Genomic DNA, 22,799 nt, shown 5'->3' with positions numbered 1-22,799 from the left:
TCAACCGGGAGAGGGAATGGCGGGAGGCAAGTCAGCCAAAGCAGCCGCCAGGAAGGTGTGAAGCCCATGGGAGCCGCGGTAAGCGAACACCTGGGCCCGAGGTAGGCCGACGAGTGCAAGGTCTCCCAACAAGTCCAGGATTTTATGGCGCACGGGTTCCTCGGCAAACCGCAGCGGCGGGTTGAGCCAGGTCTCGCCGTCACACACCAGGGCGTTCTCAAGACAGCCCCCCTGAATCAACCCCGCTGCCCGCAACTGATCCACCTGGGAGCGCAGACCAAAGGTGCGGGCCGGGGCGATCTCATCGACAAACGTGCCAGGGGTGAGCTCCAGAGAAAACAGCTGGCGCCCGATGGCCGCATCGGTGAATTCGATGGCAGCGCCCAGCCGCAGGCCGGCGTAAGGCAACGCCGTGGCAAAGCTGGAGCCATGGCTCACCGTCAGCGGAGCCTCCAGCTCGACGCCGGTAGAGGGGGCCGGCAGGGCCCGCAACCCCGCCTCGGCCAAGGCCTCTACCCAGGGCAGGGCCGATCCATCCAACAGGGGAATCTCCTCACCGCTCACCAGAATCTCGGCCTGGGTCACCCCGATACCGGCCAAGGCTGCCAGCAGGTGCTCCACCGTGGCCAACCGGCGTGGGCCCAGCTGCAAGGCCGTGCACAACTGGGTGTCACTCACCTGGCCCGGCGCCAATCGGCACAGCGGAAGCTCTGGCGCATCGAGCCAGCCCACCCAGAAACCCGGACGCTCCGAGGCCTGAAGCCGCACCGTGCCCTCCTGGCCGCTATGCAGGCCCACACCGCGGCGCTGCACCGGGGTTTGGAGAGTCCAGGCTCCGGTGTAATCAGCTGGCCACTGCACCACTAAAACTTCCAGCCCACGCCGAGGTTGAAGCGCCAGTCACTGGTGAAGTCCTGGGTGGCGGCTTCCAGCCGTAGGGGGCCCACGGGAGTGGTGACGATCACGCCGATCCCCGGGGAATAGCCCTGACCCTTTTTACCCAGCAGACCACCCGGATTACCTGGGATATCGCCCTGGGTGCCGAAGGTGGTGCCGGCGTCAAAGAAGATCTCACCACTGATGATGCTGAAGATCGGGAAGCGGTATTCGATCGTGGCCTCAGCAAAGCTCTTGCCCACGCCAAGGTCACAGTCGTAGTAACCGCGCACGGAATTGCCACCCCCCAAACAGAAAGCCTCGTAAGGCGGAATCTCACTGCCGATCAACGAACCAGCCGACACCTGGAAGGCGAGGGCCTGTTTGCAATCCTTGGTCTCACCAGGCTTAGGACGGCAACCCTTGAAGATCTTCAACCACTCCACAGGGATGTAGTGGGTGAAGCTGCCCCGCACACGGTTAAACGTGGGGGAATTTTCTCCCACGGAAATGAACTGCTCGGTGCCCAGACTGAGGAAGTTGCCTTTGGTGGGATTGCGGGGATCGTTGAGGGTGCTGTAAGTGGCACCCACCCGGAAACTCACCAACTGGTTTTCAGAAGCGCAGTTGTAGGCCAGGCAGATCACCTGGTTGCTGGGGACGGTAATCGGAGAACTGGTGGCCCCCACCACGCCATAGGAATATTTGCTGCCCGAAAAGTCCATCGGCGTCACTTCCTGACCACCGAAAGACAGGATCAAGTTCCAGGGCGCTTTCTTGTAGGGATTGCCGCCATTGAGCGGGCGCACAAACTGCACATTGGCACCGATGCGCTGAATCGCCACAGTGTCGAAGTTGGTCGTGACCGTTTCGGTGCCGTTGTTATTGACGGTGCGACTGGTGACGACGTCAAAGTCGGCACCATCAAAGTTTTGGAGTTGATAGGTGAAGGAGGTGTTTTCGCTCTGGAAGAGCTGGGGAACTTCCCGGCTGAAGAAGAAACGGGCCCGGAACGAGGTGCGGTACTTGTTGTCCTTAATCCAGGGGTCGGTGAAGGTGATATCTCCAAGGCCGCCGTATTGGCCGTAGGAGATGTTGGTGCCCAGGTCCCAGGCGCGACCAAACAGGTTGCTGTCCTGCAGCTGGATCTGGCCGAACACACCCTGGCTCTGGCTGTACCCCAGGCCACCGGAGAGGGAACCGCTGGACTGCTCGACGATGCCCAGCACAATCACCACCTTGCCGGGTTCGGCCGGCACCGGCCTGAGCGTCACCTTGACGTCACTGAACAGGCCGGTGCCATAGATGCGCTTGATGTCTTCCTCCAGCTCGCGGCGGTTGAACACCTGACCGGGCCGCAGGGAGACCTCTCGGGTCACCACCCAGGGCTTGGTCTTGCCCCGGATCGGCTCGCCCTTGTCGTTGGTGGCCGAGCCCTCCTTGTTGAGGAACTGAACCTCCACCCCCTCGACAGTGCCCTGACGCACCAGCAGCTCCACCACCCCTTCCGGACTCACCCGACTGGGGCCGGTGATCCGGGCTAGGGAGTAGCCCTGGTCGGCATACCAGCGCTGCAGCTCCTGCATGCGGGTCTGCAGGGTGTTGAGGTTGAGAGTCTTGCCGTAGTCCGCCGCAAAGGTGTCCTTGACCACCTGCTCAGGCAGCTTCAGGTCGGCGGGATCGAGCTTGACCTCCTGCAGCACCGGGTTGGCCACCACCACCACCACGAGGCGGACGCCCAAGGGGCCATCAACAGGCTGGATGCGCACATCGGAAAACCAGCCGCTGGCGTAGATCGCCGACAGGTCGGTCTGAAGTTCCGAGCGGGTTACCTGGGTGCCGGGGGTGGCCGCCATGGCGGCGTAGGCGGCCAACTCGAGCCGCTCCTGCTCGGGATGGCCCTGGAGGCCCTCGATCACCACCTCGGCAATCAACACCTTGGGCTCAGCCTTTGCGGCGGGCTGGGCGGGTTCGGCCTGGGCAGGGGTAGCTGGGGCGGGCGCCGGTTCCGCCAGGGGGTTATCGAGCTGCTCGGAAACCGGCCTGGATTCAGCGGGCTGTTCGCTGGCTGGCTGGGCGAGGGCAGGAGTCGCCGAAAGGAGAGCGGCACCAACCAGGGGCCACGCAGCCTTCAAACCCAGCAAGCCAGCCATGTGTTTGGGGGGCGGTGCGGTCGGGCCGCAAATGCCGTTGACCTTACCCGTAGACCCTGGGTTCCGGACAGGCCCCTTGGACCCGTTTGAGGACCTCCCCGTAGGCCTCGACAACACCACCTAAATCCTGTCGGAATCGATCCTTGTCCAAAATGCGGTCCTGGGCATCGGCCACGCCCCGATCCCAGAGGCGACAGGTGTCGGGACTGATCTCATCAGCCACCACCAGTTCACCGGTGGTGGTGAACCCCAGTTCGATCTTGAAATCCACCAACTGCAGCCCGATCGAGCCAAATAGAGCCAACAGCTCTCGGTTGACCTGACGCGCCAGATCTTCCAGCTGCCGGCGCTGCTCCGGGGTCACCAGCCCCAAATGCCCCAACCGGGCCTCGGTGAGCAGGGGATCGCCGTAGGCGTCGTCTTTGTAATAGAGATCGAGCAGCGGTGGCTCCAGAGCCGTGCCGGGTTCGATCGGCATCTGCTTGCAGAGCGAGCCCGCCGCGGTATTGCGGATCACCACCTCAACGGGAATCACCCGCACGGGCCGGCAGAGCATCCAACGCTCTCCTCCAACCCCCAGGTAGTGGGTGGGCACCCCACGGGAAGCCAAGTGTTCAAACAGCAGGGCCGAAATCCGGCAGTTGAGCTCACCCTTGCCAGCCAGTTGGGCCTTTTTGAGGGCGTTGAAGGCCGTGGCGTCATCCTTGTATTCCACCGCCACCACATCGGGCTGGTCGGTGGCATAGACGCGCTTGGCCTTGCCTTCATAAAGGAGTGAACCGAGGCTGTAAGCCGTCATGGCTGGGATATGGGAGTAGGGGGAGCAGCATGGCCGCCGGGGGAGCGAGGAGAACGCAGTTGACGCTCCAGCTCGACCTGCCGGGCTGAGCCCGCCGGATCGCGGCGGCGCAGCAGCCATTCTCCGTAGGCATCGTCGATGCCGCCGCTGAGCCGCAAGCGGCGCTCCCGCACCCGCGCAGCCGACTCCGGTGTGCTGCCGGCGAGGGCCAGCTGCTGATCGAGGATCTGGGCCACCAGCCCCCACGCCCCCGCCGCGGCAGCCTGCTCAAGAGCCAGCTCCAGCAGGCGATCCTGCTCCGGGGCAGGCAGTCCATCCAGCAGAGCCACCGCCTGCGAGAGACGGACCGCCGTCGCGGCCCCGGGCTGGGCACTGCTGACCAGCACCTCGGCCGCCCGTTGCCGCTGGCCCAGGCTCTCCAGGTGGCTGGCCAGCAGATCCAGGGCCGGGCGCGTCACCGGAGTGCCGTCCTGGCGCCGGCCGACCGGCAGCTCCAGCGATGCCAGAGACGCCAGGTTGCCTGCCGCCAGCCGCTCCAGGGCATCGGCAGCCAATTGGTGGTGCAAACCCGCCTGGGCGGCGCGCCACTGCAGCACCAGCCACTGCGCCCGATCGGCCCCCGCCGCAGGGCTCACGCGGCCGAGCACCTCCAAAGCCCCATCAGGGGCTCCACAGTTCAGCAAGCTGTCGGCATTGGCCAGCACCACCGGCAGGGGCTGGGGGGCTGGATGGATCGTCAGCAAACGCTGCTGCAGGAGCCGCAACTGCGGGCCATCGCCCCGCTGGAGGGCGGCGGAGCAGGCCCCGTCGAGGGCGCTGAGATCGCCGCTGCGCAGCAGAGCTGCCAAGGCCGGATCAGGGGCCGCTGGTGGGGCCGCGGCCCAGAGTGCTGCAGGCAAGGCGCCGCCCAGCGCCACCAACCCCATGCCCACGCCGAGGGCAACCCGCCCGTGGAGGCACCGCAACCGGGACAAGCCCTGCCTGGACAGGGGCTGCATGGAGAGTGGCTGCCTGGCTCGGGGGGAGAATGGCGCTGGGCTTGCCGGCATGTCGAACTACAGGGCGCGGCGGCCCGCTCAGCAGGGTTCAACCTAGAAGAGCTGCTACACCCCATCCACGTCCAGTTTCGCCCCTCACCCGGCCCCATGCCCTCCGCCCCCTGCCCAACCCCCGCAAGGATCCTGGTGATCGGTGGCGGTGGTCGTGAAAATGCCCTGGGCTGGGCGCTGGCGCGCTGCAGCGGGGTGGAAACGGTGTGGATTGCCCCCGGCAATGGCGGCACCCCCGACCTGCCCGGCTGCCGGCAGCTGGCGATTGCCGAATCCGATCAGGCCGGCCTGATCGCCGCCTGCCGCGACCAGGCGATTGAGCTGGTGGTGGTCGGCCCGGAAGCCCCGCTTGCCGCCGGTCTGGCCGACGCCCTGCGGACCGAGGGGGTGCCGGTGTTCGGGCCGGGGGCCGACGGGGCCCAGCTGGAAGCCAGCAAGCAGTGGGCCAAAGCGCTGATGCTGGAGGCAGGCATCCCCACCGCCGGCTACTGGCCCGCCAGCAGTTGCGCGCAGGCTCTGCAGATCCTGGAGCGCGAGGGCCGGCCGCTGGTGGTCAAGGCCGATGGCCTGGCAGCTGGCAAGGGGGTCACCGTGGCCGAGACCCTGGAGGAGGCCCAGGCCGCGATTGCGGAGATCTTTGATGGTCGCTTCGACGCCAACGCTGACTCAGCCGGGGCCACCTTGGTGCTGGAGGAGCGCACCTTCGGGCCAGAAGTGTCGGTGTTCGCCCTCTGCGATGGCGAGCGGATGGTGCTGCTGCCCCCCGCCCAGGACCACAAGCGCATCGGCGAGGGCGACACGGGCCCCAACACCGGCGGCATGGGCGCCTACGCACCGGCGCCGCTGCTCGATGCCCAAGGCCTGAACGAGGTGCGTCGCCTGGTGCTCGAACCCACCGTGGCCGCCCTGCGGGCCCGCGGCATCGACTACCGGGGCGTCATCTACGCCGGCCTGATGCTCACCGAGAGCGGCCCCAGCGTGATCGAATTCAACTGCCGTTTTGGCGATCCGGAGTGCGAAACCCTGATGCCCCTGCTGGGCCCTGAGCTGGCCCAGGTGCTGCTGGCCTGCGCCACCGGCTGCCTCGACCAAGCCCCACCGCTGACGATCAGCGCGGGCTGCAGTGCCTGCGTGATCGCCGCCGCCCAGGGTTACCCCGGCACCATCCGCCAAGGCGATCCGATCACCAGCCAGCTGGAGCCCAGCGCCCAGCTGCAACTGTTCCACGCCGGCACCCGCCGCGACTCAGACGGCAGCTGCCGCACCAGCGGCGGGCGGGTGTTGGCAGTGGTGGCGCAGGCCGACGACTTCGACAGCGCCTTCGAGCGGGCCTACGCCGGCCTGGCCCAGGTGCACTTCGAGGGCATGACCGCCCGGCGCGACATCGGCCATCAGGTGCGCAGCCGATGAGCTGGCGCGCTGCCCTGGGCCGCTGGTGGGCGGAATTCAGCCTGCAGACCAAGCTGCTGGCGGTGGCCACCCTGGTGGTGAGCCTGCTGATGACGGGCATCACCTTCTTTGCCCTCAACGGCATCCAGCGGGATGCCCGGATGAGCGACACCCGCTATGCCCGCGATCTGGGTCTGCTGCTCTCCGCCAACGTCACGCCGCTGGTGGCCGAGGCCAACGACCGCGAGCTGGCGGCGGTGGCCGATCGCTTCTGGCGCTCCAGCCGCAGCCTTCGCTACATCTTCTTCGCCGACCCCGAAGGGGTGATCTACCTGGGCATCCCGATCGGGGCCAGCTCCGGCAGCAGCGAGCTGCTGCTCAGCCGCCGGCTCGAATTGCCCGCCGACCTTCAGAAACGGCCCGACACCCCGCTGATCCGCCAGCACCTCAGCCCAGACGGCCAGGTGACTGACGTGTTCGTGCCGATGGTGAGCGAGGGGCGCTACCTCGGGGTGCTCGCCCTCGGCATCAACCCCAATGAAACCCTGCTGGCCAGTGCCGCTCTCACCCGGGAGGTCACCGTGGCGGTGTTCATCTCGATCTGGGTGCTGGTGATCCTGGGGGCGGTGTTCAACGCCCTCACCATCACCCGCCCGGTGAAGGAGTTGTTGCAGGGGGTGCGCTCGATCGCCGGCGGCAAGTTCGAAACGCGGCTGGCCCTACCGGTGGGGGGCGAACTGGGCGAATTGCTGGCGGGCTTCAACACCATGGCCTCGCAATTGGAGGACTACAAAGCCGCCAACATCGAAGAGCTCACCGCCGCCCAGGTGAAGCAGCAATCGCTGATCGCCACCATGGCCGATGGCGCCGTGCTGCTCGATGCGGGGGGGGCGATCGTGCTGGCCAACCCGACCGCCCGTCGCCTGTTCCGCTGGGAAGGACGCAACCTCGAAGGCAATGACCTGATCGCCGAGCTGCCCGAACGGCTGGCCATGGAGCTGCAATCCCCCCTGGACAGCGTCACCTGCCGCGATCGCGACACCACCGATGTGCGCTGCAGCTTCGGCGAACCATCTCGGACGCTGCGGATCGTGCTGCAGTCGGTGCGCGATGCCAGCGGCGAAAGCCTCAAGGGCATCGCCATGACCATTCAGGACCTCACCCGCGAGGTGGAACTCAACGCGGCCCAGAGCCGTTTCATCAGCAACGTGTCCCACGAGCTGCGCACGCCGCTGTTCAACATCAAGAGCTACGTGGAAACCCTCCACGATCTGGGCGACCAGCTCACCGAGGAGGAAAAACGGGAATTCCTCGGCATCGCCAACGCCGAAACCGATCGCCTCACCCGACTCGTCAACGATGTGCTCGACCTCTCCCGCCTGGAGTCGGAGCGGGTGTGGACCCTCGAACCCCTGGAGCTGGCCCCCGCCATCGAGCAGACCCTGCGCACCTACCGGCTCAACGCGGACGAGAAAGGCGTGACCCTGGCCTTCGACGCCGACCCCCTGCTGCCCCGGGTGTTGGGCAACTGGGACCTGCTGTTGCAGGTGTTCGACAACCTCGTGGGCAACGCGCTCAAGTTCACCCCCAAGGACGGACAACTGCAGCTGCGGGCCTACCCGTGGCCTGACCTCTGCCAGCTCTCCCCGAGCACGGCCCCGAACAGCGAGAGTCCAAGTTGCGAGCTCACCTCACCGCTGCCCAGGCTGCGGATCGAGATCGCCGACAGCGGATGTGGCATCTCCGAAGCCGACCAGGAGCGCATCTTCGAGCGCTTCTTCCGGGTCGAAAACGCTGTGCACACCGAGGCAGGCACGGGGCTGGGCCTGTCAATCGTGCGCGGCATTCTCGAGAAGCACGGCACCCAGGTGCGCATGGCCAGCGAGCCCGGAGTGGGCACCATCTTCTGGTTTGACCTGCCTCTGGAGGATTCCGACACCGACGAGCTGCAGCTCTTGGCTGAGCGGCGCCGCTACGACCAGGCTGTCACCCTGTAATCAACCCTTCGCTTAGCGGTCGTTTTCTTAGCGGTCGTCGTCGGCCACGCCCCGCACAATCCGCGAGAGCTCACTGCGCTCATCGGTGGTGATGCGGTGGGGAACACCGGAGATGATCCGCTCGAAATTGGAGAAGGAGTCCTTAATCTCCGGCCCGTTGCTGGTGATCACGAATTCGCGGATGCCCTTGTCGTGCCAGGAGCCCCGCATCTTGAACACGTTGAGGGCGCGGGCCATCTCACCGCGAATCTCCACGTACTGCAGCAGCAGGATCGTGTCGGTGATGGTGGAGATGTGGGAATCGGTGATCGAGTGGCTGCCCATGAACTCCTCAGAGGTGTTCGTGAAGAAGCCGGCGATCTCCTCCTGCTTGGCGTAGCCGGTGACGCCGATCACAAACTGGCGGAAGGCGTTATGGCTTACCCCCCGAGCCAGGGCACTGAGGGAATCAATCGCCATCCGCGACGGCTTGAACTGGCTGATTTCGGTCTTGATGATCTGGAGGTGGTCCTCCAATCCCGTGGATTCGGGATAGGCACAGATGATCTTGAGCAGGCCGTCCTGCTCCATCTGCTCGAAGTCGATCCCCCAGCTGGTGGCGTTGCGCAGCAGCTGGGCCCGGGATTCCTCGTAGGCAAATAGGATCGCCCGCTCCTTGTTATCGCAGGCGTTCTCGACGAACTTGCTGACCAGCAACGTTTTACCGGTGCCGGTGGCGCCAGTGGCCAGGATGACCGAATCCTTGAAGAAGCCGCCGCCGCACATCTCATCGAGCCGCGGCACGCCAGAGCTCACCCGCACATTGGAGCTGCGCTGGGTGAGACGCATCGCCCCCAGCGGGAAGATGCTGATGCCATGGGCTCCCATCGTGAAGGGGAATTCCCCCTTCATGTGGGTGGTGCCCCTCAACTTGAGGATCTCGCAGGTGCGCCGCCGACGCTCACCCTCCAACACGTTGCGCAGAATCACCACGTTGTCGGAAACAAACTCCTCAACGCCGTAGCGGGCAATCGGGCCATATTCATCGATACGCTCGGTGGTCATCAACGTGGTGACACCGATCTCCTTGAGGCGGGCAATCAGCCGAAAAATCTCACGCCGCACCACCGACACAGCATCGTATTGCTGGAACACAGCCGTGATCGAATCAATCGCCACACGGCGGGCCTTGTATTTGCGAATCGCATAGTTGATTCGCTCGATCAGACCGGAAAGATCAAAGCTGCCCGCCACATCTTGACCCTCCGGATCCGGCGAAGCATCAAGGATGAAAAGCTTATCCTGCTCCACCATCTCCTGCAGATTCCAACCAAAACTGGCGGCGTTGCGCAAGATATCGAGCGGCGACTCTTCAAAGGTGACAAAGATCCCAGGCTCGTTGTACTGGCGAATGCCGTTGCACAGGAAGTTGAGCGAAAACACCGTTTTGCCGGTGCCCGAGGTACCGCTGATCAGGGTGGAACGGCCGATCGGCAGCCCGCCATGGCACACGTCATCGAAGCCCTCGATCCCAGTCGGGAGCTTCTGCACCTGCATCAGGGGATTAATGTTGGGGCTGGGATCCTGCATCGACGGTGGGGGTCTGATAAAAAACTACTCAGGTCAGCGGCCCCTGGGAAGGGAGAGGATCTGTAGGAGCGGCTGAAGGCGCATCGCCGAGCGGGTCATCACCGAAGGCCTCCTGAGAAAATGCCTCGTCAGCCAGAGCCTCCTCCGTGAGCTCTTCGTAGAGGAGATCCAGACCGATCAGCACCCGCTCCCGGTCGGAGAGATCGCCAATGATCCGCCGAACCGGCGGTGGCAGGATCTTCGCGAGGGTCGGGGTGGCGAGGATCTTGTCTTCCTCCGCCAACTGGGGATTTTTCAGCACATCGATCACCTTGAGGGCATAGACCCCCCGGAATTCCGTTTCCAGAATGTTGCGCAACGTCTTGAGGGCACGCATCGAGTTTGGCGTGTTGCCCGCCACGTAGAGCTTGAGGATGTAGGTCTTGCGTGGAGTCATGGTGAAAGTAGCTCCTGGGTCAAGCCATCGAGGACTGGCCGGACACCTCGACCGGCAAGCCAGCCAAGGGGGCATCGGGTGGAATCGAGCGGCGATACATCTCGCAGAGATGGGCCATCACGTCGAGTAGGGCTAGTCGGTAATCCTGGAGAAAATCGTTTTTGTGTCCTTCCAGCTTGAGCTGCTTGGAAAAACCATCAATGAGATTCATGTGAATCTCAACAGTTTTGGTGATCGGCAAATCACTAAAAAAAGCCGTATTCACAAAGCTTTCCAGGGCCTGGTTGGCGGCAGCCGGATCCCGGAAGTAGCTGAGCAGCAGATCCCGATAGGTGCGCTCGAGGGAATGGATCAGCTCATGGCTCTCCAGCTCCGGCAGGTTGCGCAGAAACCGGGAGGGATCGCGCTTGTAGAACACGCCCACAAACCCGAGCCGGCCCTTGAGCCGATTGGCCAACTTCCAGCGGTCGGGCGTGTCGGGGGTCTGGCCGGCAGGGGAACTGCTCGCCGCCACCAGGCCATGCCGCAGGAAACGAGACACCGCCGCATCGAGGCTGTAGCTGAGCTGCTCCAGCTGATCGGGGGGTAGGTGCACCTCCGCATCGTGAAATTCGATCCGGCCACTCACCGCACCAATCACCACAGCCGGCAATAACAGGCCGAGATCCGACAGGGCTTGATAGGACTGGGGGGAGAGGGCCCCCTGCTCCAGCAGCACCGCATCGAATTCTTCGCGCCGCCGATCCAGCTGCTCCACGGGATCGCTGGCCGGATCCACCCACACCAGCGCACAGCGACCACCCGCCAGCCATCGGGAGCTGGCGTCCTGCAGCCGGGGGTCGCGGATCAGGGAAGCGATGGTGAGAGCCGGTTCGGGCATGGACCGCTTCGGCAGCGGGACAACCCGCGGGAATGGCTCCCAAATGTTGACGAAAGGAGGGCCAGAGCGGGAAGATTGTTGTTTGTCTTTTGATTGTGTGCGCCAGGCCGAATGACGGCCAGTCCTTCGCCGGAGACCACTCCGCTCCTGAGGACCGCCCGTCAGCCTGTCCACGCCCTTGCTGCCATGAGCCCAACCCCCGAAACTGCCGCTGCATCCGGTCCTTACGCCATTGTTGAGGCCTCAGGCCAGCAGTTCTGGCTGCAACCGAACCGCTACTACGACTTCGACAGGGTCGCAGTCGATGTTGATGGCAACTTCACCATCGACAACGTGCTCCTGGTCAACGACGGCAAAGCCACCACCCTCGGCCAGCCCTACGTCAAAGGCGCCAGCGTGGCGCTGAAAGTGATGGAGCATCGCCGCGGCCCCAAGATCATCGTTTACAAAATGCGCCCCAAAAAGAAGACCCGGCGCAAGAACGGTCACCGTCAGGAGCTGACCCGTGTGATGGTCGAGTCGATCTCCGTCGGCGGTAAGGCGATCGCCTGAAACCCGGTACCTCGCGCTCCACGCCTACGTTCCTGAGACCCCTATCCCTGCTTCCTCCGATCCATGGCCCACAAGAAAGGCACAGGCTCCACGCGCAACGGCCGCGACTCCAACTCCAAGCGTCTGGGCGTCAAGCGCTACGGCGGTGAAACTGTGAGCGCCGGCTCAATCCTGATCCGTCAGCGCGGCACCTCCGTGCTGCCTGGCGTGAACGTTGGCCGCGGCTCCGACGACACCCTGTTCGCCCTAGTGGACGGCGTGGTGAGCTTCGACAGCATCAAGCGCGGGCTGCGCAGCCGCAAGCGCATCAACATCGCCGTCGGCTGATCGAGCTGCAAGCCATCCCGGCGAGCCGATCTTCAAGCACCAGCCGGCGGACAACCCCGCCGGCTTTTTGATGGCCAGAGCCCCGCGCCCGCTCAGGGGACCCTTCAGGCCAACCGGTAGGCCCGGGTGGTGATCAGATAGGGGTGGAACACCTCCAGGAAGCGGCTTTGGAGTGTGCGGAAGAAGGCCTCCACCAGCTCAGGGGCGTCGAAGTGGAAGGGGTACTCGCCCTGAAACCCCTTGAAGAAATACCAGTTGAGCAAGGCAATCCCTTCCGGTGCTAAGCGTTCGGCGAAAATTTCCAGCTGGGCGGCCGGATCGCTGAGGTGCTCGAGCACATCCAGGCAGACGATCGTGTCGAAGCGCGCGGGCAGGGCCGGATCGGCCAGATCGCGGAAGCAGCGCAACTTGCCGGCCAGGCCAAGCTCGGCGGCGCGGACCTCCACGAAGGCGCGGTTGTGGGGGTTGAGATCCACAAACCACACCTGCTCCACCTGGGGAAGGGCTGCCGCCGCCAAGGCATGGCTGCCGATGCCGCCACCGAAGTCGAGCACCTGACCGGCCGCAAAGCGCTGCTGAAGGCGCAGAGTGTCGGCGATGTAATCGGCACTGCCGAGGTGCCAGGCGGCCAACTCGAGCAGATGGCCGGTGCCCACGGCGTCTTCGTAGAACTGCTCCACCTGGTTGGGATCAAAGGCCCCCGGATGCAGGGCAGCAAGATCGTTGGTGCTGCTGGGCAGGCGGCGCTCCAGCTCCGGCAAGGCGATCTCAAGGAAAGCGGCCAACTGGGGCCGCAGGGCAAAACCATCGACCAAAAACTGCTCCACCGTTAAGGGTGAAGCCAGCGCCGCCCCCTCTTGCTTCTCCACCACCAACGCCATCCCTGTGCAGGTTGAGGCCAACCTAGGTGCCGGGATTCGGGGCCCCTTCAGGCACCCCGTCGAGCAACTCGGCCCCGTCGCCGGGAACCTCCAGCCAGCGCCGCAGCCAGGCCACCAAGCCATAAAAGGGCAGGGTGTCGGCCAGGGCGGCGATGAGTTTGAACAGGTAGCCGCTGGCGATGAACGAGGCCAACTGGGGCAGCACCGGCTCGCCGGCGCGCACCGGCAGCAGATGGCTGGCGTAGTGGCTGATCAACACCACCGCCGTGGTGTCCACCAGCTGGCTCACCAGGGTGGAGCCGTTGTTGCGCAGCCACAGGGCTTTGCCGCCACTGACGCGTTTCCAGAAATGGAACAGGCGCACATCGGTGAACTGGGCTGCCAGGTAGGCCACCATCGAGGCCCCCACCGCCCCGAAGGCCAGGCGGCGCACCTCGAAGAAGGTGGCCTCCGGCGCACCGGCCAGACCCGGCAGGATGCCACCGAGCCAGAGGATCAGCACGATCCAGCCGTTGAGCGCCAGGCCCACCCACACCAGCTGCCCGGCTTTGCGCTCACCCCACAGCTCACTGATCAGGTCGGTGCAGAGGAAAGTGACCGGATAGGGCAGGGCGCCCACAGCCACCACGATCGGCCAGGAGCCGATGCTGCCCAGCTGCAGAAAGCGGGTGAGCCCGAGGATATTGAGCATGCCCATGGTGCCGAGAAAGATGCCGGCCAGCACCAGAAACGCGAGGTCACGGCGCTGCTGCAGGGTCATCGAGGCCGAACATGGGACCCTGCAAGGCTGACGCTCCGATCCATGGCTGACCAGCCCTGCGGCTTTCTGGTGCTCGACAAGCCCGCCGGCCTCACCTCCCACGCCTGCGTCGGCCGGGTGCGGCGTGCCTACGGCCTGCGCCGCGTGGGGCATGGCGGCACCCTGGATCCCGCCGTCACCGGCGTGCTGCCAATCGCCTTGGGCCCCGCCACCCGGCTGCTGCCCTACCTGGAGGGTGACAAGACCTACCGGGGCGTGGTGCAGCTGGGGGTGCGCACCGTCAGCGACGACCTGGAGGGAGAGGTGCTGAACCGCGCCGCCGTGCCCGCACTGACGGCGGCCGATCTGGAGGCGGCACTGGCGGCCTTCCGCGGCACGATCCAGCAGGTGCCGCCGCAGGTGTCGGCGGTGCATGTGGACGGCCAGCGGGCCTACGCCCGGGTGCGCCAGGGGGAGCAGCTGCAGCTGGCGGCCCGGCCGGTGACCGTGCAGCAGCTGGAGCTGCTGAGCTGGGATGCGGCGGCCGGCAGCCTGGAGCTGCAGGTGCGCTGCTCGGCCGGCACCTACATCCGCGCCCTGGCCCGCGACCTGGGGGAGGCGCTGGGCTGCGGCGGCGCCCTGGCCCGGCTGCGGCGCACCGAGGCCCTGGGCTTCAGCCTCGAGCAGGCGGTGCCCCTGGAGCAGCTCGATCAGGCGCCCTTGCCCGCCCTGCTGGATCCCCTGGCGGCCCTGGCCCACCTGCCCCGACGGCAGCTTGATGAAGCGGAGCTGGAGAGCTGGCGCTGCGGCCGGGCTCTTGCCGCCGGAGCGCCCCTGGAGGCCGGCCAGGAGCTGGCCGCCGAGCAGCCGGTGGCCGTGTTGGCACCGGATGGCAACCTGGCCGGCATGGCCCGCGCCAGTGGCACCGGCCTGCTGCAGCCCAAGCTGGTGTTCAACGCCACTGGCTGACCCCGCCTTTTTCCCCGCACCCTCCGATGGCCGGCCACAGCAAGTGGGCCCAGATCAAGCGCACCAAAGCGGTGGTGGATGCCAAGCGGGGCGCCGTGTTCACCCGGCTGGGGCGGGAGATCACCGTGGCAGCCCGGGGTGGAGCCGACCCAGCTGGCAACTTCCAGTTGCGCACGGCGATCGAGAAGGCCAAGGCCGCCGGCGTGCCCAACGCCAACATCGAGCGGGCCATCGCCAAGGGCTCCGGGCAGGGCAGCGGCGCGGGCGATGCCTTTGAAGCTGTGCGCTACGAGGGCTATGGCCCCGGCGGGGTAGCGGTGCTGATCGAGGCCTTCACCGACAACCGCAACCGCACCGCCGCCGACGTGCGCCTGGCCTTCAGCAAGCACAGCGGCAACCTGGGCGAGACGGGCTGCGTGGGCTACCTGTTTGAGCAGCGGGCGGTGGTGCGGATCGAGCAGACCGGCCTGCAGGAGGAGGCGCTGCTGGACAGCTTGCTGGCGCTGGAGGAGCGGGGCGGGCCAGCAGCCCTGGGCTACGAGCTCGATGGCCAGGGGGCCGAAGTGTTCGGCGCCTTCGAGGCCCTCGAAGCCCTGCAGGACGGCCTGCGCCACCAGGGTTTGCCCGTGGGCGGCTGGGAACACCGCTGGATTCCCCAGACCGCCTGCCCCCTCGGCGACGAGGACAGCCTGCGGGCCTGCCTGCGGATGCTCGATGCCCTCGACGACCTCGACGACGTGCGCAGCGTCACCAGCAACCTGGAGGCCGACGAGGATCTGATGCAGTCCGTGCTGGCAGCGCTGATGGGCTGAACCAGCCCGCTGAGCCAGCCCGCTTAACCAGCCAGGGCTGCGGCATCGGCGATCACGGTGACCGCGGGATGGCCCTGCAGCCAGCTGGCCGGGAGGTTGTCGTGGGGCGGCTCCTCCAGAACGCGCCGCAGGATCCCGGCCTTGGCCGCACCGGTCACCACCAGCAGAATCCTCTCGGCCGCGAGGATCTCCAGCATTCCCAAGGTGATGGCCCGGGCCGGCACCGCGCCTGCATCGCCCCCGAAGGCGCCGGCGTTCTGGGCGCTGGTGGCGGGGCTCAGGTCCAGGCAGCGGCAGGGGGCCTGGGCAGCGCAGGGAGGTTCGTTGAAGCCCACATGGCCGTTGCCACCCAGACCCAACAGCTGCAGGCCCACGCCCCCGGCGGTGGCCAAGGCCGTCGCATAGCGGTGAGCTTCCGCCTGAGGATCAGCCGCCAGGCCATCGGGCAGCCGCACCTGATCTGCCCGCAACCCCAGGGGCCGCTGCAGCTGATCGGCCATAAAGGCAGCAAAGGAGCGGGGATCGTCGGCCGCCAGGCCCACGTACTCGTCGAGGTTGAAACTCAGCCAGCCATCGCGGATGGCCTGCTGCTCCTGAGGCTTGAGCAGGCCCAGCTGCAACCGCAGCGCCGCGTACACGGGCTCCATGGTGCGCCCGGTCGCTAAGCCCAGGGGCTTGCGCAGCTCTGCCAGCTGCGCCTGACACACCCGTTCGGCCACCGCCGTCGCCACGGCCTGGGCGTCTGGCAACGCGATCAGCTCCACGCTCAGGGGCTGGTGTAAGGACGCAGCTCGGTGCCGCGGTAGTAGTGCCGCAGGATCTGGTCGTAGCTCTGGCCCCGTTGGGCCAGGCCGTGGGCCCCCCACTGGCTCATGCCCACCCCGTGGCCGTAGCCGCGGCCGATCGCCAGCAGCGACGGCGGTGGCACCTGCACCGGCAGTGGCACCTGCACGGGCGGCTGGGCCTCCGGATCAGACGGCTGGGACGACAGGGGCGGCAGTGGCGGCAGGGAGGGGGGAAGGGCGGCCAACTCGGGGGCTAGCACTTCAAAGCGCACCAGGGTGCTCTTGAGGCCGAGGCGACTGCGCAACTGGGCACCGGTTAGCACCAGGGTGCCGGCGGGGCCGATCACCCGGGCCTGGCGGACCCGTCCGGAGCCGGTGGTGGCGAGCACCTCGATGCGCTGGGCTCCACCGATCTCGCCGAAGGCCTTCTGCAGCTGATCGGGCTCCAACCGCTGCTCCCAGGCGTGCACCGGACTGTGCTGATCAAAATCGGGAACGCTCACCAGGTAGGGGAGCTGCTGACTCCAGAGATCGCCGCTGTTTTCGGTGCTGCCGCCGGCGCTGCTGTGAAACACCGCATTGGCCAGGCTGGAGCCGTAGATCAACACCTGACCGCGGGTGCTGGCCACCGCCTGGCGGGTGGAGGGCGTTTCGGCATCGACGCCCTTGTACACCTGGCTCGACACGGTGGCGCTCACGTCAAAGGGGGCCGTGGGCTTGCGCTGCCGCAGGGCATAGGTGCGGGCCGCCACCGCCTGGGCCCGCAGAGCCGCCTGGGGCCAACTGGCCGGCATCTCGCTGCCCACCACGCTGGGCAGGTAAACCTCCAGGGGCACATGGTTGATGGCCCGCACCGCAGAGGCGCCCACCAGGAGCTGCAGTCGCCCGCGGTAGCCCCGCTGCTGCAGCTGGAAATCGGCCCCATCGCCGGAAGGCCGCGCCGCCGGCTCGAGCCAGAGCTCGGACATCTGGGGCAGGCGCTCCACGGCACCGCCGCGCTCCAGCACGAGGTCGCCGGCGGCGAGCTGCAGCACCACCGACTCACTGGGGGCCAGCAACCAGCGCTGGCTGCCGGCCCGAAGCACCAAGGGCTGCTGGCCTGCCGCCAGCGGCATCCGGTCAGCCTCCAGCAGCAGCACCCGCACCTGGGGCTCAGCAGCCTGGGCCTGCAGGGCCATGGGGGCCGCCCCTGCCAGGACCATAGCCGCCGCGGGCCCGGCAACGAGCCAGGTCGCCGACCAGGAGAGGACGCGCTGGCGAGGGGAAGGCGGCGCCAAAAGAAAGATTCCTGCTCAGGGGATTCATTGTGCCCGGCGTGGCAGCATGCGCCAGAGGCGGCACGACCGTGCAGGTCACCTTTTTAGGCACCAGTTCCGGCGTGCCCACCAGGGGCCGCAATGTGTCGGCCGTTGCACTGCGGCTGCCCCAGCGCAGTGAGTTGTGGCTGTTCGACTGTGGCGAGGCCACCCAGCACCAGTTCCTGCGCAGCGAGCTGCGGGTGAGCCAGCTGCGGCGGATCTTCATCACCCACATGCATGGCGACCACGTGTTCGGCCTGCCGGGGCTGCTGGCCAGCCTGGGGCTGGCGGGCACCTGCACGGGCATCGATCTCTATGGCCCCGACCCGCTGCGCGACTACCTCGAAGGGGTGCTGCGCACCTCCTCCACCCGCATCGGCTACCCGCTGCGCACCCACAAAGTGCAGCCCGCCGCCAGCAGTGGCGGCCTGCTGCTCGACGACGACGACCTCACCGTGCGTTGCACCCCGCTCACCCACCGGGTGCCGGCCTTTGCCTACCGGGTCGACCAGAAACCGCGGCCCGGCCGCTTCGACGTGGAGCGTGCCCGGGCCCTGGGCATCCCGCCCGGCCCGGTTTATGCCGAGCTCAAGGCCGGCCGCAGCGTGACCCTCGACGATGGCCGCATCATCAAGGGCGCCAGCCTTTGCGGCCCCGACCGCCCTGGCGCCAGCGTCGTGTATTGCACCGACACCGTGTTCTGCGAGGCGGCGGTGCAGCTGGCCGCCGGGGCCGACCTCCTAATCCACGAATCCACCTTCTCCCACGCCGAGGCGGAGCTGGCCTACCAGCGCCAGCACTCCACCAGCACGATGGCGGCCCAAACGGCCCTGGAGGCCGGCGTCAAGCAGCTGGTGCTGACCCACCTCAGCCCCCGCTACATGCCGGGCAATGCGATGACCCCCGACGACCTGGTGGCGGAAGCCCGGGCCATCTTCGCCAATACCGTGGTGGCCAAGGATTTCCTCAGCATCGACATCACGCCACCCGAACCGGCCACGGCCTAGGCCTGCAACAGTTCGCGCGATTCCGCTCCGGAGGGCCCTTCCCCCGTGATACAAGGTCTCCGATGCGGTCTCTCCCGCCTACCCGCCGGCTTTTCCCAATGGCCTCCTCCTTCTCCTCGGCTGCCTTCAGCAGAGCCGCCTTCAGCAGAGCCACCTTCCGCAGGGGTGTTCGCGCACTGGCCCGAACCCTATTGGCCCTGCCCCTGGCTCTGCTGTTGTGCATGGGCTTCGGTGGCCCGGCCCTGGCGGCCGCGTGGAGCACCGAGCAGCTCACCGTGCCGGCCAGCCCCGATGGCACCCTGGTGACCTTCAGCGAGCAGGAGATCAAAGCCGGCCGCAAGGTGTTCAATAGCAGCTGCGGCGAGTGCCATGCCGGCGGGATCACCAAGACCAACCAGAACGTGGGCCTCGACCCCGAGACCCTGGCCCTGGCCACCCCGTCCAGGGACAACGTGGAGGCCCTGGTTGACTACATGAAGGACCCCACCTCCTATGACGGGGAGTACAGCATCGCCGACGTCCACCCCAGCATGCGCAGCAGCGACATCTTCGTGAAGATGCGCGATCTCGACGACGACGATCTGCGTCTGATGGCCGGCTACATCCTGGTGGCCCCCAAGGTGCAGGGCGTGCAGTGGGGCGGCGGCAAGATCTACTTCTGATCGCGTCCCATCTGAACCGATCCCCCATCAGCCGGTGCCCCAGCGCCGGCTTTTTTGTGGCCCGTTTTGGGTGCCCGACTCAGGGGCGTTGCTCAGGCGCCACCGACTGGCCGGGAGGCTGGCTGTTGGCATGGTCGAGGGAGGCCGGCAACTTGCTGTACCACCACTCCTGCAGGCCTGCCCCCAGACGCACCGGAAACAGGGTCATGACCGTGCGGGTGGGTCGGGCACCCGGCTGGAGCAGCTCCACCGCATAGGAGGGACAGCGGCGCGAGGCCAGATCGGGAACAAAACGCCGGCCGATCCGCCGCCAGCTGGGCTCCTTGCTGCGCCAGGCCAGGCGGCAGCAAGGCCAGGGCAGCTCCTCGCGATCAAACAGACGGCAACAGGGGCCCAGCACCCGATAGCTGTACTGGCCTCCAGGGCTGGTGTGCTCGCTCCCCGGCTCCAGCAGGACTTCGACGGTGCCGCGTGTGGAGGCTCCCCGCAAAGGGGTTGTCTGGCCTGACACTGAACAAGGCTCCAGGACGACAATAAAAAGCCACCCCGCAGGGTGGCAAACAAGCTTGGATGATTCAAGGGGCGCCAGCCAGGACCTGACTGGCGCCTCGCAGGGACCCCGAGCTCAGTAAAGCTCTTCTTCAGCGTGGGTCTTGATGGTGCAGTCGCTGGTGGGGTAAGCCACGCAGGTGAGCACGAAACCAGCTTCGATCTGGTCGTCGTCGAGGAAGCTCTGATCGCTTTGGTCGACGGTGCCGGCGGTCAGCTTGCCAGCGCAAGTTGAGCAGGCGCCTGCACGACAGGAGTAGGGAAGATCGATGCCCTGCTCTTCAGCGGCATCGAGGATGTACTGGTCGTCAGGAACCTCGATGGTCTTGTTGAGGCCTTCGCTCTCGCTGATGAGGGTGACCTTGTAGGAAGCCATGAAAAGGATTGGGGCTCACAGGCACCCGGAAGCCGGGCCTGTAGGACACGCCCTTCATACATCCGCCGCACGCGTTTCCTGCTGATTTGCGCGCCAGGATCCGGGAAACCCAATCAAAGCCAAGGCACAGATCAGCGTGCCTTATGCAACACGCCGGATCGTCATCAGCCCCCACTGGCTCTGCTGGGCCGTGAGCTCCGCCCGCCAACCCTGCTCAAGCAGCTCATGCTGCAGGGCCGGGGCCTGATCCACCAGCAGGCCGCTGAGCAGACCGACGCCGTGGGCGGCCAGCACCGTCTCAAAGGCGGGGCAGAGGGCCTGGATCACCGGCGCCAGGATGTTGCAGAGCAGCAGATCGGCCGGCTGGCCGTCGAGCAGGGCAGCCAGAGCCTCTACCGAGCCCAAGCCCACCCGCACCTGGGACGTGAGGCCGTTGAGGGCGGCATTGTCCGCGGTGGCCCGCACCGCCAGGGAGTCGGTATCGGCCGCCGCCACCGAGGCCGCGCCCAGGCGCAGGGCCGCCAGGCCCAGCACGCCGCTGCCGCAACCGAGGTCGGCCACCCGCAGCCCGGCCAACTCAAGGCCCTCGAGGGCCTCCAGGCAGAGACGGGTGGTGGGATGGCTACCGGTGCCGAAGGCACTGCCGGGATCCATGGTGATCACCAGACGCTCGGCATGCTCGGGCGGACAGGGGAGCCAGGCGGGGAGGATCAGCAGGCCCTGGCCCACCGGGTCGGCCTGCCAGTGCTGCTTCCAGCTAAGGCTCCAGTCTTCGTCGGCCTGCTCACTCCAGCGGATCGGCGGCAGCACCAGGCCAAAGGTCTGCGCCAGGGGGGCCAGGGCTCGCTCCAGCTGGGTGCGCTCCGGTGCGGGCCAATCGATGGCCGGCAGCCAGGCCACCAGCTGACGCTCACCGGGATCTTCGGGCCGATGCTGCACGGCCACGCGGGAAATCCCCATGGCCCCGAGCTTCCACAGCAGAGATTCCTCAAGCTCGGGTAGCGCCGCCAGTTCCAATCGCCACCAGCTGGGGCCGGCGCCGAACGGGGCGCCGCCAGACGCGGCCACCATCAGAGGGTGACCGGGTGGGCTTCCTGGATGCCGTTGATCGCGTGCACCGAGGCCAGCAGGCTCGGCGGGATGGGATCGTCGAGGCTGACCACCATCACGGCATCACCGCGCACGATGCGGCGGCCCACCTGCATCGAGGCGATGTTGACGTTGTGCTCGCCCAGCAGGGAGCCCAGCTGGCCAATGATCCCGGGCATGTCGCGGTGCCGGGTAAACAGCATGTGGCGACTCGGGGCCACGTTCACGGGGAACTCGTCGATGGTGGTGATGCGCAGCTCACCCTCGGCAAACACAGCTCCAGTCACGGTGTGGTTGCCATTGGAACCCTTGGAGCTGAGCTGCAGCGAGCCGCCGGCGAAATCACGGCTGGCATCATCCTTCACCTCCAACACATGGATGCCACGCTCCTTGGCCTCCAGGCTGGCGTTCACGTAGTTGATGCTGTCGCCCAGGGCCGTGGAGAGCAGGCCCTTGAGGGCTGCCACCACCAGCGGCTGGGGAGGATGGGCCGCAAAGTCGCCCTGGAGCCGCACCTCCAGCTCATTGATCGGGCCACCCGCCAGCTGGCTCAACAGTTGGCCGAGGGTTTCAGCCAGCTGCAGATGGGGCTTGAGCTGCTCCATCACCTCGGCGTTGAGGCCAGGGATGTTGACGGCACTGCGGGCCGGCAGACCCAGCAGCACGTCACGAATCTGCTCGGCCACATCGATGGCCACATTCTCCTGGGCCTCTTCGGTGGAGGCGCCCAGGTGGGGGGTGAGGATCAGCCGCTCCCGCACCTGGCGCAGGGGCGAACCGGCGTCGAGGGGCTCATTGGCATACACGTCGAGGGCGGCGCCGCCGATGGTGCCGTTGTCCACCGCTTCGGCCAGGGCCGCCTCGTCGATGATGCCGCCGCGGGCGCAATTGACGATGCGGGCTGTTGGCTTCATCGTCTTGAGCAGCTCAGCGTTCACCAGGTTCTCGGTGTCCGGCGTGCGCGGCAGGTGCAGGCTGACGAAGTCGGCTTCAGCAAACAGGGCCGGCAGGGGCAGCAGGCGCACCTGCATCTGCTGGGCCCGCTCCGCCGACACGAACGGGTCGTAGGCCATCACGTCCATGCCCATGGCCTTGGCCACCCGGGCCACATGGGAGCCGATCTTGCCCAGGCCCACCACACCGAGCTTTTTTTTGTAGAGCTCGTTGCCAACGTATTTCTTGCGATCCCAGCCGCCGGCCATGGTGCTGGCGTGGGCGTGGGGAACATGGCGCGAGAGGGCCAGCATCAGCGCCAGGGCCTGCTCAGCGGCGGCAATCGTGTTGCCCTCGGGGGAGTTCACCACCAGCACACCCCGCCTGGTGGCCGCTGGCACATCCACGTTGTCCACCCCAACACCGGCACGGCCGATGATCCGCAGCTTGTCGGCGGCTTCAATAATGTCCGCGGTCACCGTGGTGCCTGAGCGGATCATCAAGGCGTCGTATTCGCCAATGATCGCCTTGAGCTCTTCAGGCGGCAAGCCGGTGCGCACATCGACCGTGGCCACCTGGGACAGGATGTCGATCCCCGCCTGGTCGATGGGATCCGAAACGAGAACCTTTGTCATGCCCGGCGGTTGGGAGGGTGAGCCGGCGGTGCAGTGT

At 66.6% G+C, this 22,799-nt stretch carries 23 protein-coding genes; 8 read left to right on the top strand and 15 right to left on the bottom strand.

What is annotated here, in order from left to right; genetic code table 11:
* Genes lpxC through KBY70_RS10450 form a run of 4 tightly spaced genes read right to left on the bottom strand, consistent with a single transcriptional unit; the run spans window position 1 to window position 4,826 of the window.
* The gene (gene lpxC, locus KBY70_RS10465) at window positions 1-864 is read right to left on the bottom strand and encodes a UDP-3-O-acyl-N-acetylglucosamine deacetylase (protein WP_254988462.1); all 864 of its coding nucleotides are present in this window, start codon (window positions 862-864) and stop codon (window positions 1-3) included.
* Window positions 864-3,029 carry a BamA/TamA family outer membrane protein gene (locus KBY70_RS10460; RefSeq protein ID WP_254988461.1) on the bottom strand — a complete coding sequence of 722 codons (2,166 nt, stop codon included), beginning with the start codon at window positions 3,027-3,029 and terminating at the stop codon, window positions 864-866. Before KBY70_RS10460 ends, lpxC begins: the two co-directional genes overlap by 1 nt.
* Before the next feature lie 43 nt (window positions 3,030-3,072).
* Entirely contained in the window at window positions 3,073-3,828 is a 756-nt protein-coding gene (gene purC / locus KBY70_RS10455; RefSeq protein ID WP_254988460.1) for a phosphoribosylaminoimidazolesuccinocarboxamide synthase, read from the bottom strand.
* Window positions 3,825-4,826, bottom strand: coding sequence for a hypothetical protein (locus KBY70_RS10450; protein WP_254988459.1), 1,002 nt, complete (start codon window positions 4,824-4,826; stop codon window positions 3,825-3,827). The genes purC and KBY70_RS10450 overlap by 4 nt, the downstream gene beginning before the upstream one ends.
* Before the next feature lie 147 nt (window positions 4,827-4,973).
* Between KBY70_RS10450 and purD the strand changes: the two genes are divergently transcribed.
* The gene (purD, locus tag KBY70_RS10445; RefSeq protein WP_254988458.1) at window positions 4,974-6,287 is read left to right on the top strand and encodes a phosphoribosylamine--glycine ligase; all 1,314 of its coding nucleotides are present in this window, start codon (window positions 4,974-4,976) and stop codon (window positions 6,285-6,287) included.
* Window positions 6,284-8,263 carry a two-component system sensor histidine kinase NblS gene (gene nblS, locus KBY70_RS10440; RefSeq protein WP_254988457.1) on the top strand — a complete coding sequence of 660 codons (1,980 nt, stop codon included), beginning with the start codon at window positions 6,284-6,286 and terminating at the stop codon, window positions 8,261-8,263. Before purD ends, nblS begins: the two co-directional genes overlap by 4 nt.
* Before the next feature lie 27 nt (window positions 8,264-8,290).
* Here the strand turns inward: nblS and kaiC are convergent, their stop codons facing one another.
* From kaiC to KBY70_RS10425, 3 genes are read right to left on the bottom strand one after another with little or no spacing between them, the layout of a single operon-like run.
* Window positions 8,291-9,832: a circadian clock protein KaiC gene (gene kaiC / locus KBY70_RS10435; protein WP_254988456.1), complete on the bottom strand. Its 1,542-nt coding sequence runs from the start codon at window positions 9,830-9,832 to the stop codon at window positions 8,291-8,293.
* 28 nt (window positions 9,833-9,860) lie between these two features.
* On the bottom strand, window positions 9,861-10,268 hold the full coding sequence (gene kaiB, locus KBY70_RS10430; RefSeq protein ID WP_094560138.1) for a circadian clock protein KaiB: 408 nt from the start codon (window positions 10,266-10,268) through the stop codon (window positions 9,861-9,863).
* A gap of 19 nt (window positions 10,269-10,287) precedes the next feature.
* Window positions 10,288-11,148: a circadian clock protein KaiA gene (locus tag KBY70_RS10425; RefSeq protein ID WP_094560137.1), complete on the bottom strand. Its 861-nt coding sequence runs from the start codon at window positions 11,146-11,148 to the stop codon at window positions 10,288-10,290.
* Between the two features lie 186 nt (window positions 11,149-11,334).
* On the opposite strand from KBY70_RS10425, the gene rplU reads away from it, so the two are divergent.
* Window positions 11,335-11,700 (top strand): 50S ribosomal protein L21, encoded by a 366-nt coding sequence (gene rplU, locus KBY70_RS10420; RefSeq protein WP_094560136.1) that lies wholly within the window; start codon window positions 11,335-11,337, stop codon window positions 11,698-11,700.
* Window positions 11,701-11,763: 63 nt separating this feature from the next.
* A complete protein-coding gene (rpmA, locus tag KBY70_RS10415) occupies window positions 11,764-12,027 on the top strand; it encodes a 50S ribosomal protein L27 (RefSeq protein ID WP_094560135.1) in 264 nt (87 codons plus the stop codon).
* 104 nt (window positions 12,028-12,131) lie between these two features.
* Here the strand turns inward: rpmA and KBY70_RS10410 are convergent, their stop codons facing one another.
* Together KBY70_RS10410 and KBY70_RS10405 are read right to left on the bottom strand one after the other, a co-directional pair.
* Window positions 12,132-12,908, bottom strand: coding sequence for a class I SAM-dependent methyltransferase (locus KBY70_RS10410; RefSeq protein WP_254988455.1), 777 nt, complete (start codon window positions 12,906-12,908; stop codon window positions 12,132-12,134).
* Window positions 12,909-12,930: 22 nt separating this feature from the next.
* The gene (locus KBY70_RS10405; RefSeq protein ID WP_094560133.1) at window positions 12,931-13,668 is read right to left on the bottom strand and encodes a queuosine precursor transporter; all 738 of its coding nucleotides are present in this window, start codon (window positions 13,666-13,668) and stop codon (window positions 12,931-12,933) included.
* A gap of 42 nt (window positions 13,669-13,710) precedes the next feature.
* Between KBY70_RS10405 and truB the strand changes: the two genes are divergently transcribed.
* Together truB and KBY70_RS10395 are read left to right on the top strand one after the other, a co-directional pair.
* Window positions 13,711-14,616 carry a tRNA pseudouridine(55) synthase TruB gene (truB, locus tag KBY70_RS10400; protein WP_254988454.1) on the top strand — a complete coding sequence of 302 codons (906 nt, stop codon included), beginning with the start codon at window positions 13,711-13,713 and terminating at the stop codon, window positions 14,614-14,616.
* 26 nt (window positions 14,617-14,642) lie between these two features.
* Entirely contained in the window at window positions 14,643-15,428 is a 786-nt protein-coding gene (locus KBY70_RS10395) for a YebC/PmpR family DNA-binding transcriptional regulator (RefSeq protein WP_254988453.1), read from the top strand.
* A 23-nt stretch (window positions 15,429-15,451) separates the two neighbouring features.
* Here KBY70_RS10395 and KBY70_RS10390 read toward each other — a convergent pair whose 3' ends face one another.
* Together KBY70_RS10390 and KBY70_RS10385 are read right to left on the bottom strand one after the other, a co-directional pair.
* On the bottom strand, window positions 15,452-16,192 hold the full coding sequence (locus KBY70_RS10390) for a 6-phosphogluconolactonase (protein WP_254988452.1): 741 nt from the start codon (window positions 16,190-16,192) through the stop codon (window positions 15,452-15,454).
* 2 nt (window positions 16,193-16,194) lie between these two features.
* Window positions 16,195-17,391, bottom strand: coding sequence for a SpoIID/LytB domain-containing protein (locus KBY70_RS10385; RefSeq protein WP_254988451.1), 1,197 nt, complete (start codon window positions 17,389-17,391; stop codon window positions 16,195-16,197).
* A gap of 167 nt (window positions 17,392-17,558) precedes the next feature.
* Between KBY70_RS10385 and rnz the strand changes: the two genes are divergently transcribed.
* Together rnz and psbV are read left to right on the top strand one after the other, a co-directional pair.
* Window positions 17,559-18,518 carry a ribonuclease Z gene (gene rnz, locus KBY70_RS10380; protein WP_254988450.1) on the top strand — a complete coding sequence of 320 codons (960 nt, stop codon included), beginning with the start codon at window positions 17,559-17,561 and terminating at the stop codon, window positions 18,516-18,518.
* Between the two features lie 98 nt (window positions 18,519-18,616).
* Window positions 18,617-19,180 carry a photosystem II cytochrome c-550 gene (psbV, locus tag KBY70_RS10375; protein ID WP_254988449.1) on the top strand — a complete coding sequence of 188 codons (564 nt, stop codon included), beginning with the start codon at window positions 18,617-18,619 and terminating at the stop codon, window positions 19,178-19,180.
* Between the two features lie 79 nt (window positions 19,181-19,259).
* On the opposite strand, the gene KBY70_RS10370 is transcribed toward psbV, so the two are convergent.
* From KBY70_RS10370 to serA, 4 genes are all read right to left on the bottom strand, one after another.
* Complete coding sequence (locus KBY70_RS10370) at window positions 19,260-19,670, bottom strand: hypothetical protein (RefSeq protein WP_254988448.1); 411 nt, start codon at window positions 19,668-19,670, stop codon at window positions 19,260-19,262.
* Between the two features lie 135 nt (window positions 19,671-19,805).
* Window positions 19,806-20,105 (bottom strand): ferredoxin, encoded by a 300-nt coding sequence (locus KBY70_RS10365; RefSeq protein WP_094560128.1) that lies wholly within the window; start codon window positions 20,103-20,105, stop codon window positions 19,806-19,808.
* 141 nt (window positions 20,106-20,246) lie between these two features.
* A complete protein-coding gene (gene prmA / locus KBY70_RS10360) occupies window positions 20,247-21,176 on the bottom strand; it encodes a 50S ribosomal protein L11 methyltransferase (protein ID WP_254988447.1) in 930 nt (309 codons plus the stop codon).
* Entirely contained in the window at window positions 21,176-22,762 is a 1,587-nt protein-coding gene (gene serA / locus KBY70_RS10355; protein WP_094560126.1) for a phosphoglycerate dehydrogenase, read from the bottom strand. The genes prmA and serA overlap by 1 nt, the downstream gene beginning before the upstream one ends.
* Window positions 22,763-22,799 lie beyond the last annotated feature (37 nt).

The organism is Cyanobium sp. ATX 6E8 (assembly GCF_024346335.1).
Taxonomy (GTDB): Bacteria; Cyanobacteriota; Cyanobacteriia; order PCC-6307; family Cyanobiaceae; genus Cyanobium_A.
The sequence above is the reverse complement of the archived record's forward strand: the minus strand, read 5'-3'. Positions and strand labels throughout refer to the sequence as shown.

Excerpts from the sequence above, each read along its gene's own strand:
- purD (WP_254988458.1), top strand. The coding sequence starts at position 4,974 with ATGCCCTCCGCCCCCTGCCCAACCCCCGCAAGGATCCTGGTGATCGGT.
- KBY70_RS10425 (WP_094560137.1), bottom strand. The coding sequence starts at position 11,148 with ATGCCCGAACCGGCTCTCACCATCGCTTCCCTGATCCGCGACCCCCGG.
- KBY70_RS10365 (WP_094560128.1), bottom strand. The coding sequence starts at position 20,105 with ATGGCTTCCTACAAGGTCACCCTCATCAGCGAGAGCGAAGGCCTCAAC.
- kaiC (WP_254988456.1), bottom strand. The coding sequence starts at position 9,832 with ATGCAGGATCCCAGCCCCAACATTAATCCCCTGATGCAGGTGCAGAAG.
- rplU (WP_094560136.1), top strand. The coding sequence starts at position 11,335 with ATGAGCCCAACCCCCGAAACTGCCGCTGCATCCGGTCCTTACGCCATT.
- KBY70_RS10385 (WP_254988451.1), bottom strand. The coding sequence starts at position 17,391 with ATGGCCCTGCAGGCCCAGGCTGCTGAGCCCCAGGTGCGGGTGCTGCTG.
- purC (WP_254988460.1), bottom strand. The coding sequence starts at position 3,828 with ATGACGGCTTACAGCCTCGGTTCACTCCTTTATGAAGGCAAGGCCAAG.
- KBY70_RS10395 (WP_254988453.1), top strand. The coding sequence starts at position 14,643 with ATGGCCGGCCACAGCAAGTGGGCCCAGATCAAGCGCACCAAAGCGGTG.
- truB (WP_254988454.1), top strand. The coding sequence starts at position 13,711 with ATGGCTGACCAGCCCTGCGGCTTTCTGGTGCTCGACAAGCCCGCCGGC.
- nblS (WP_254988457.1), top strand. The coding sequence starts at position 6,284 with ATGAGCTGGCGCGCTGCCCTGGGCCGCTGGTGGGCGGAATTCAGCCTG.
- psbV (WP_254988449.1), top strand. The coding sequence starts at position 18,617 with ATGGCCTCCTCCTTCTCCTCGGCTGCCTTCAGCAGAGCCGCCTTCAGC.
- prmA (WP_254988447.1), bottom strand. The coding sequence starts at position 21,176 with ATGGTGGCCGCGTCTGGCGGCGCCCCGTTCGGCGCCGGCCCCAGCTGG.
- rpmA (WP_094560135.1), top strand. The coding sequence starts at position 11,764 with ATGGCCCACAAGAAAGGCACAGGCTCCACGCGCAACGGCCGCGACTCC.
- kaiB (WP_094560138.1), bottom strand. The coding sequence starts at position 10,268 with ATGACTCCACGCAAGACCTACATCCTCAAGCTCTACGTGGCGGGCAAC.
- KBY70_RS10450 (WP_254988459.1), bottom strand. The coding sequence starts at position 4,826 with ATGCAGCCCCTGTCCAGGCAGGGCTTGTCCCGGTTGCGGTGCCTCCAC.
- serA (WP_094560126.1), bottom strand. The coding sequence starts at position 22,762 with ATGACAAAGGTTCTCGTTTCGGATCCCATCGACCAGGCGGGGATCGAC.
- KBY70_RS10405 (WP_094560133.1), bottom strand. The coding sequence starts at position 13,668 with ATGACCCTGCAGCAGCGCCGTGACCTCGCGTTTCTGGTGCTGGCCGGC.
- KBY70_RS10410 (WP_254988455.1), bottom strand. The coding sequence starts at position 12,908 with ATGGCGTTGGTGGTGGAGAAGCAAGAGGGGGCGGCGCTGGCTTCACCC.
- KBY70_RS10460 (WP_254988461.1), bottom strand. The coding sequence starts at position 3,029 with ATGGCTGGCTTGCTGGGTTTGAAGGCTGCGTGGCCCCTGGTTGGTGCC.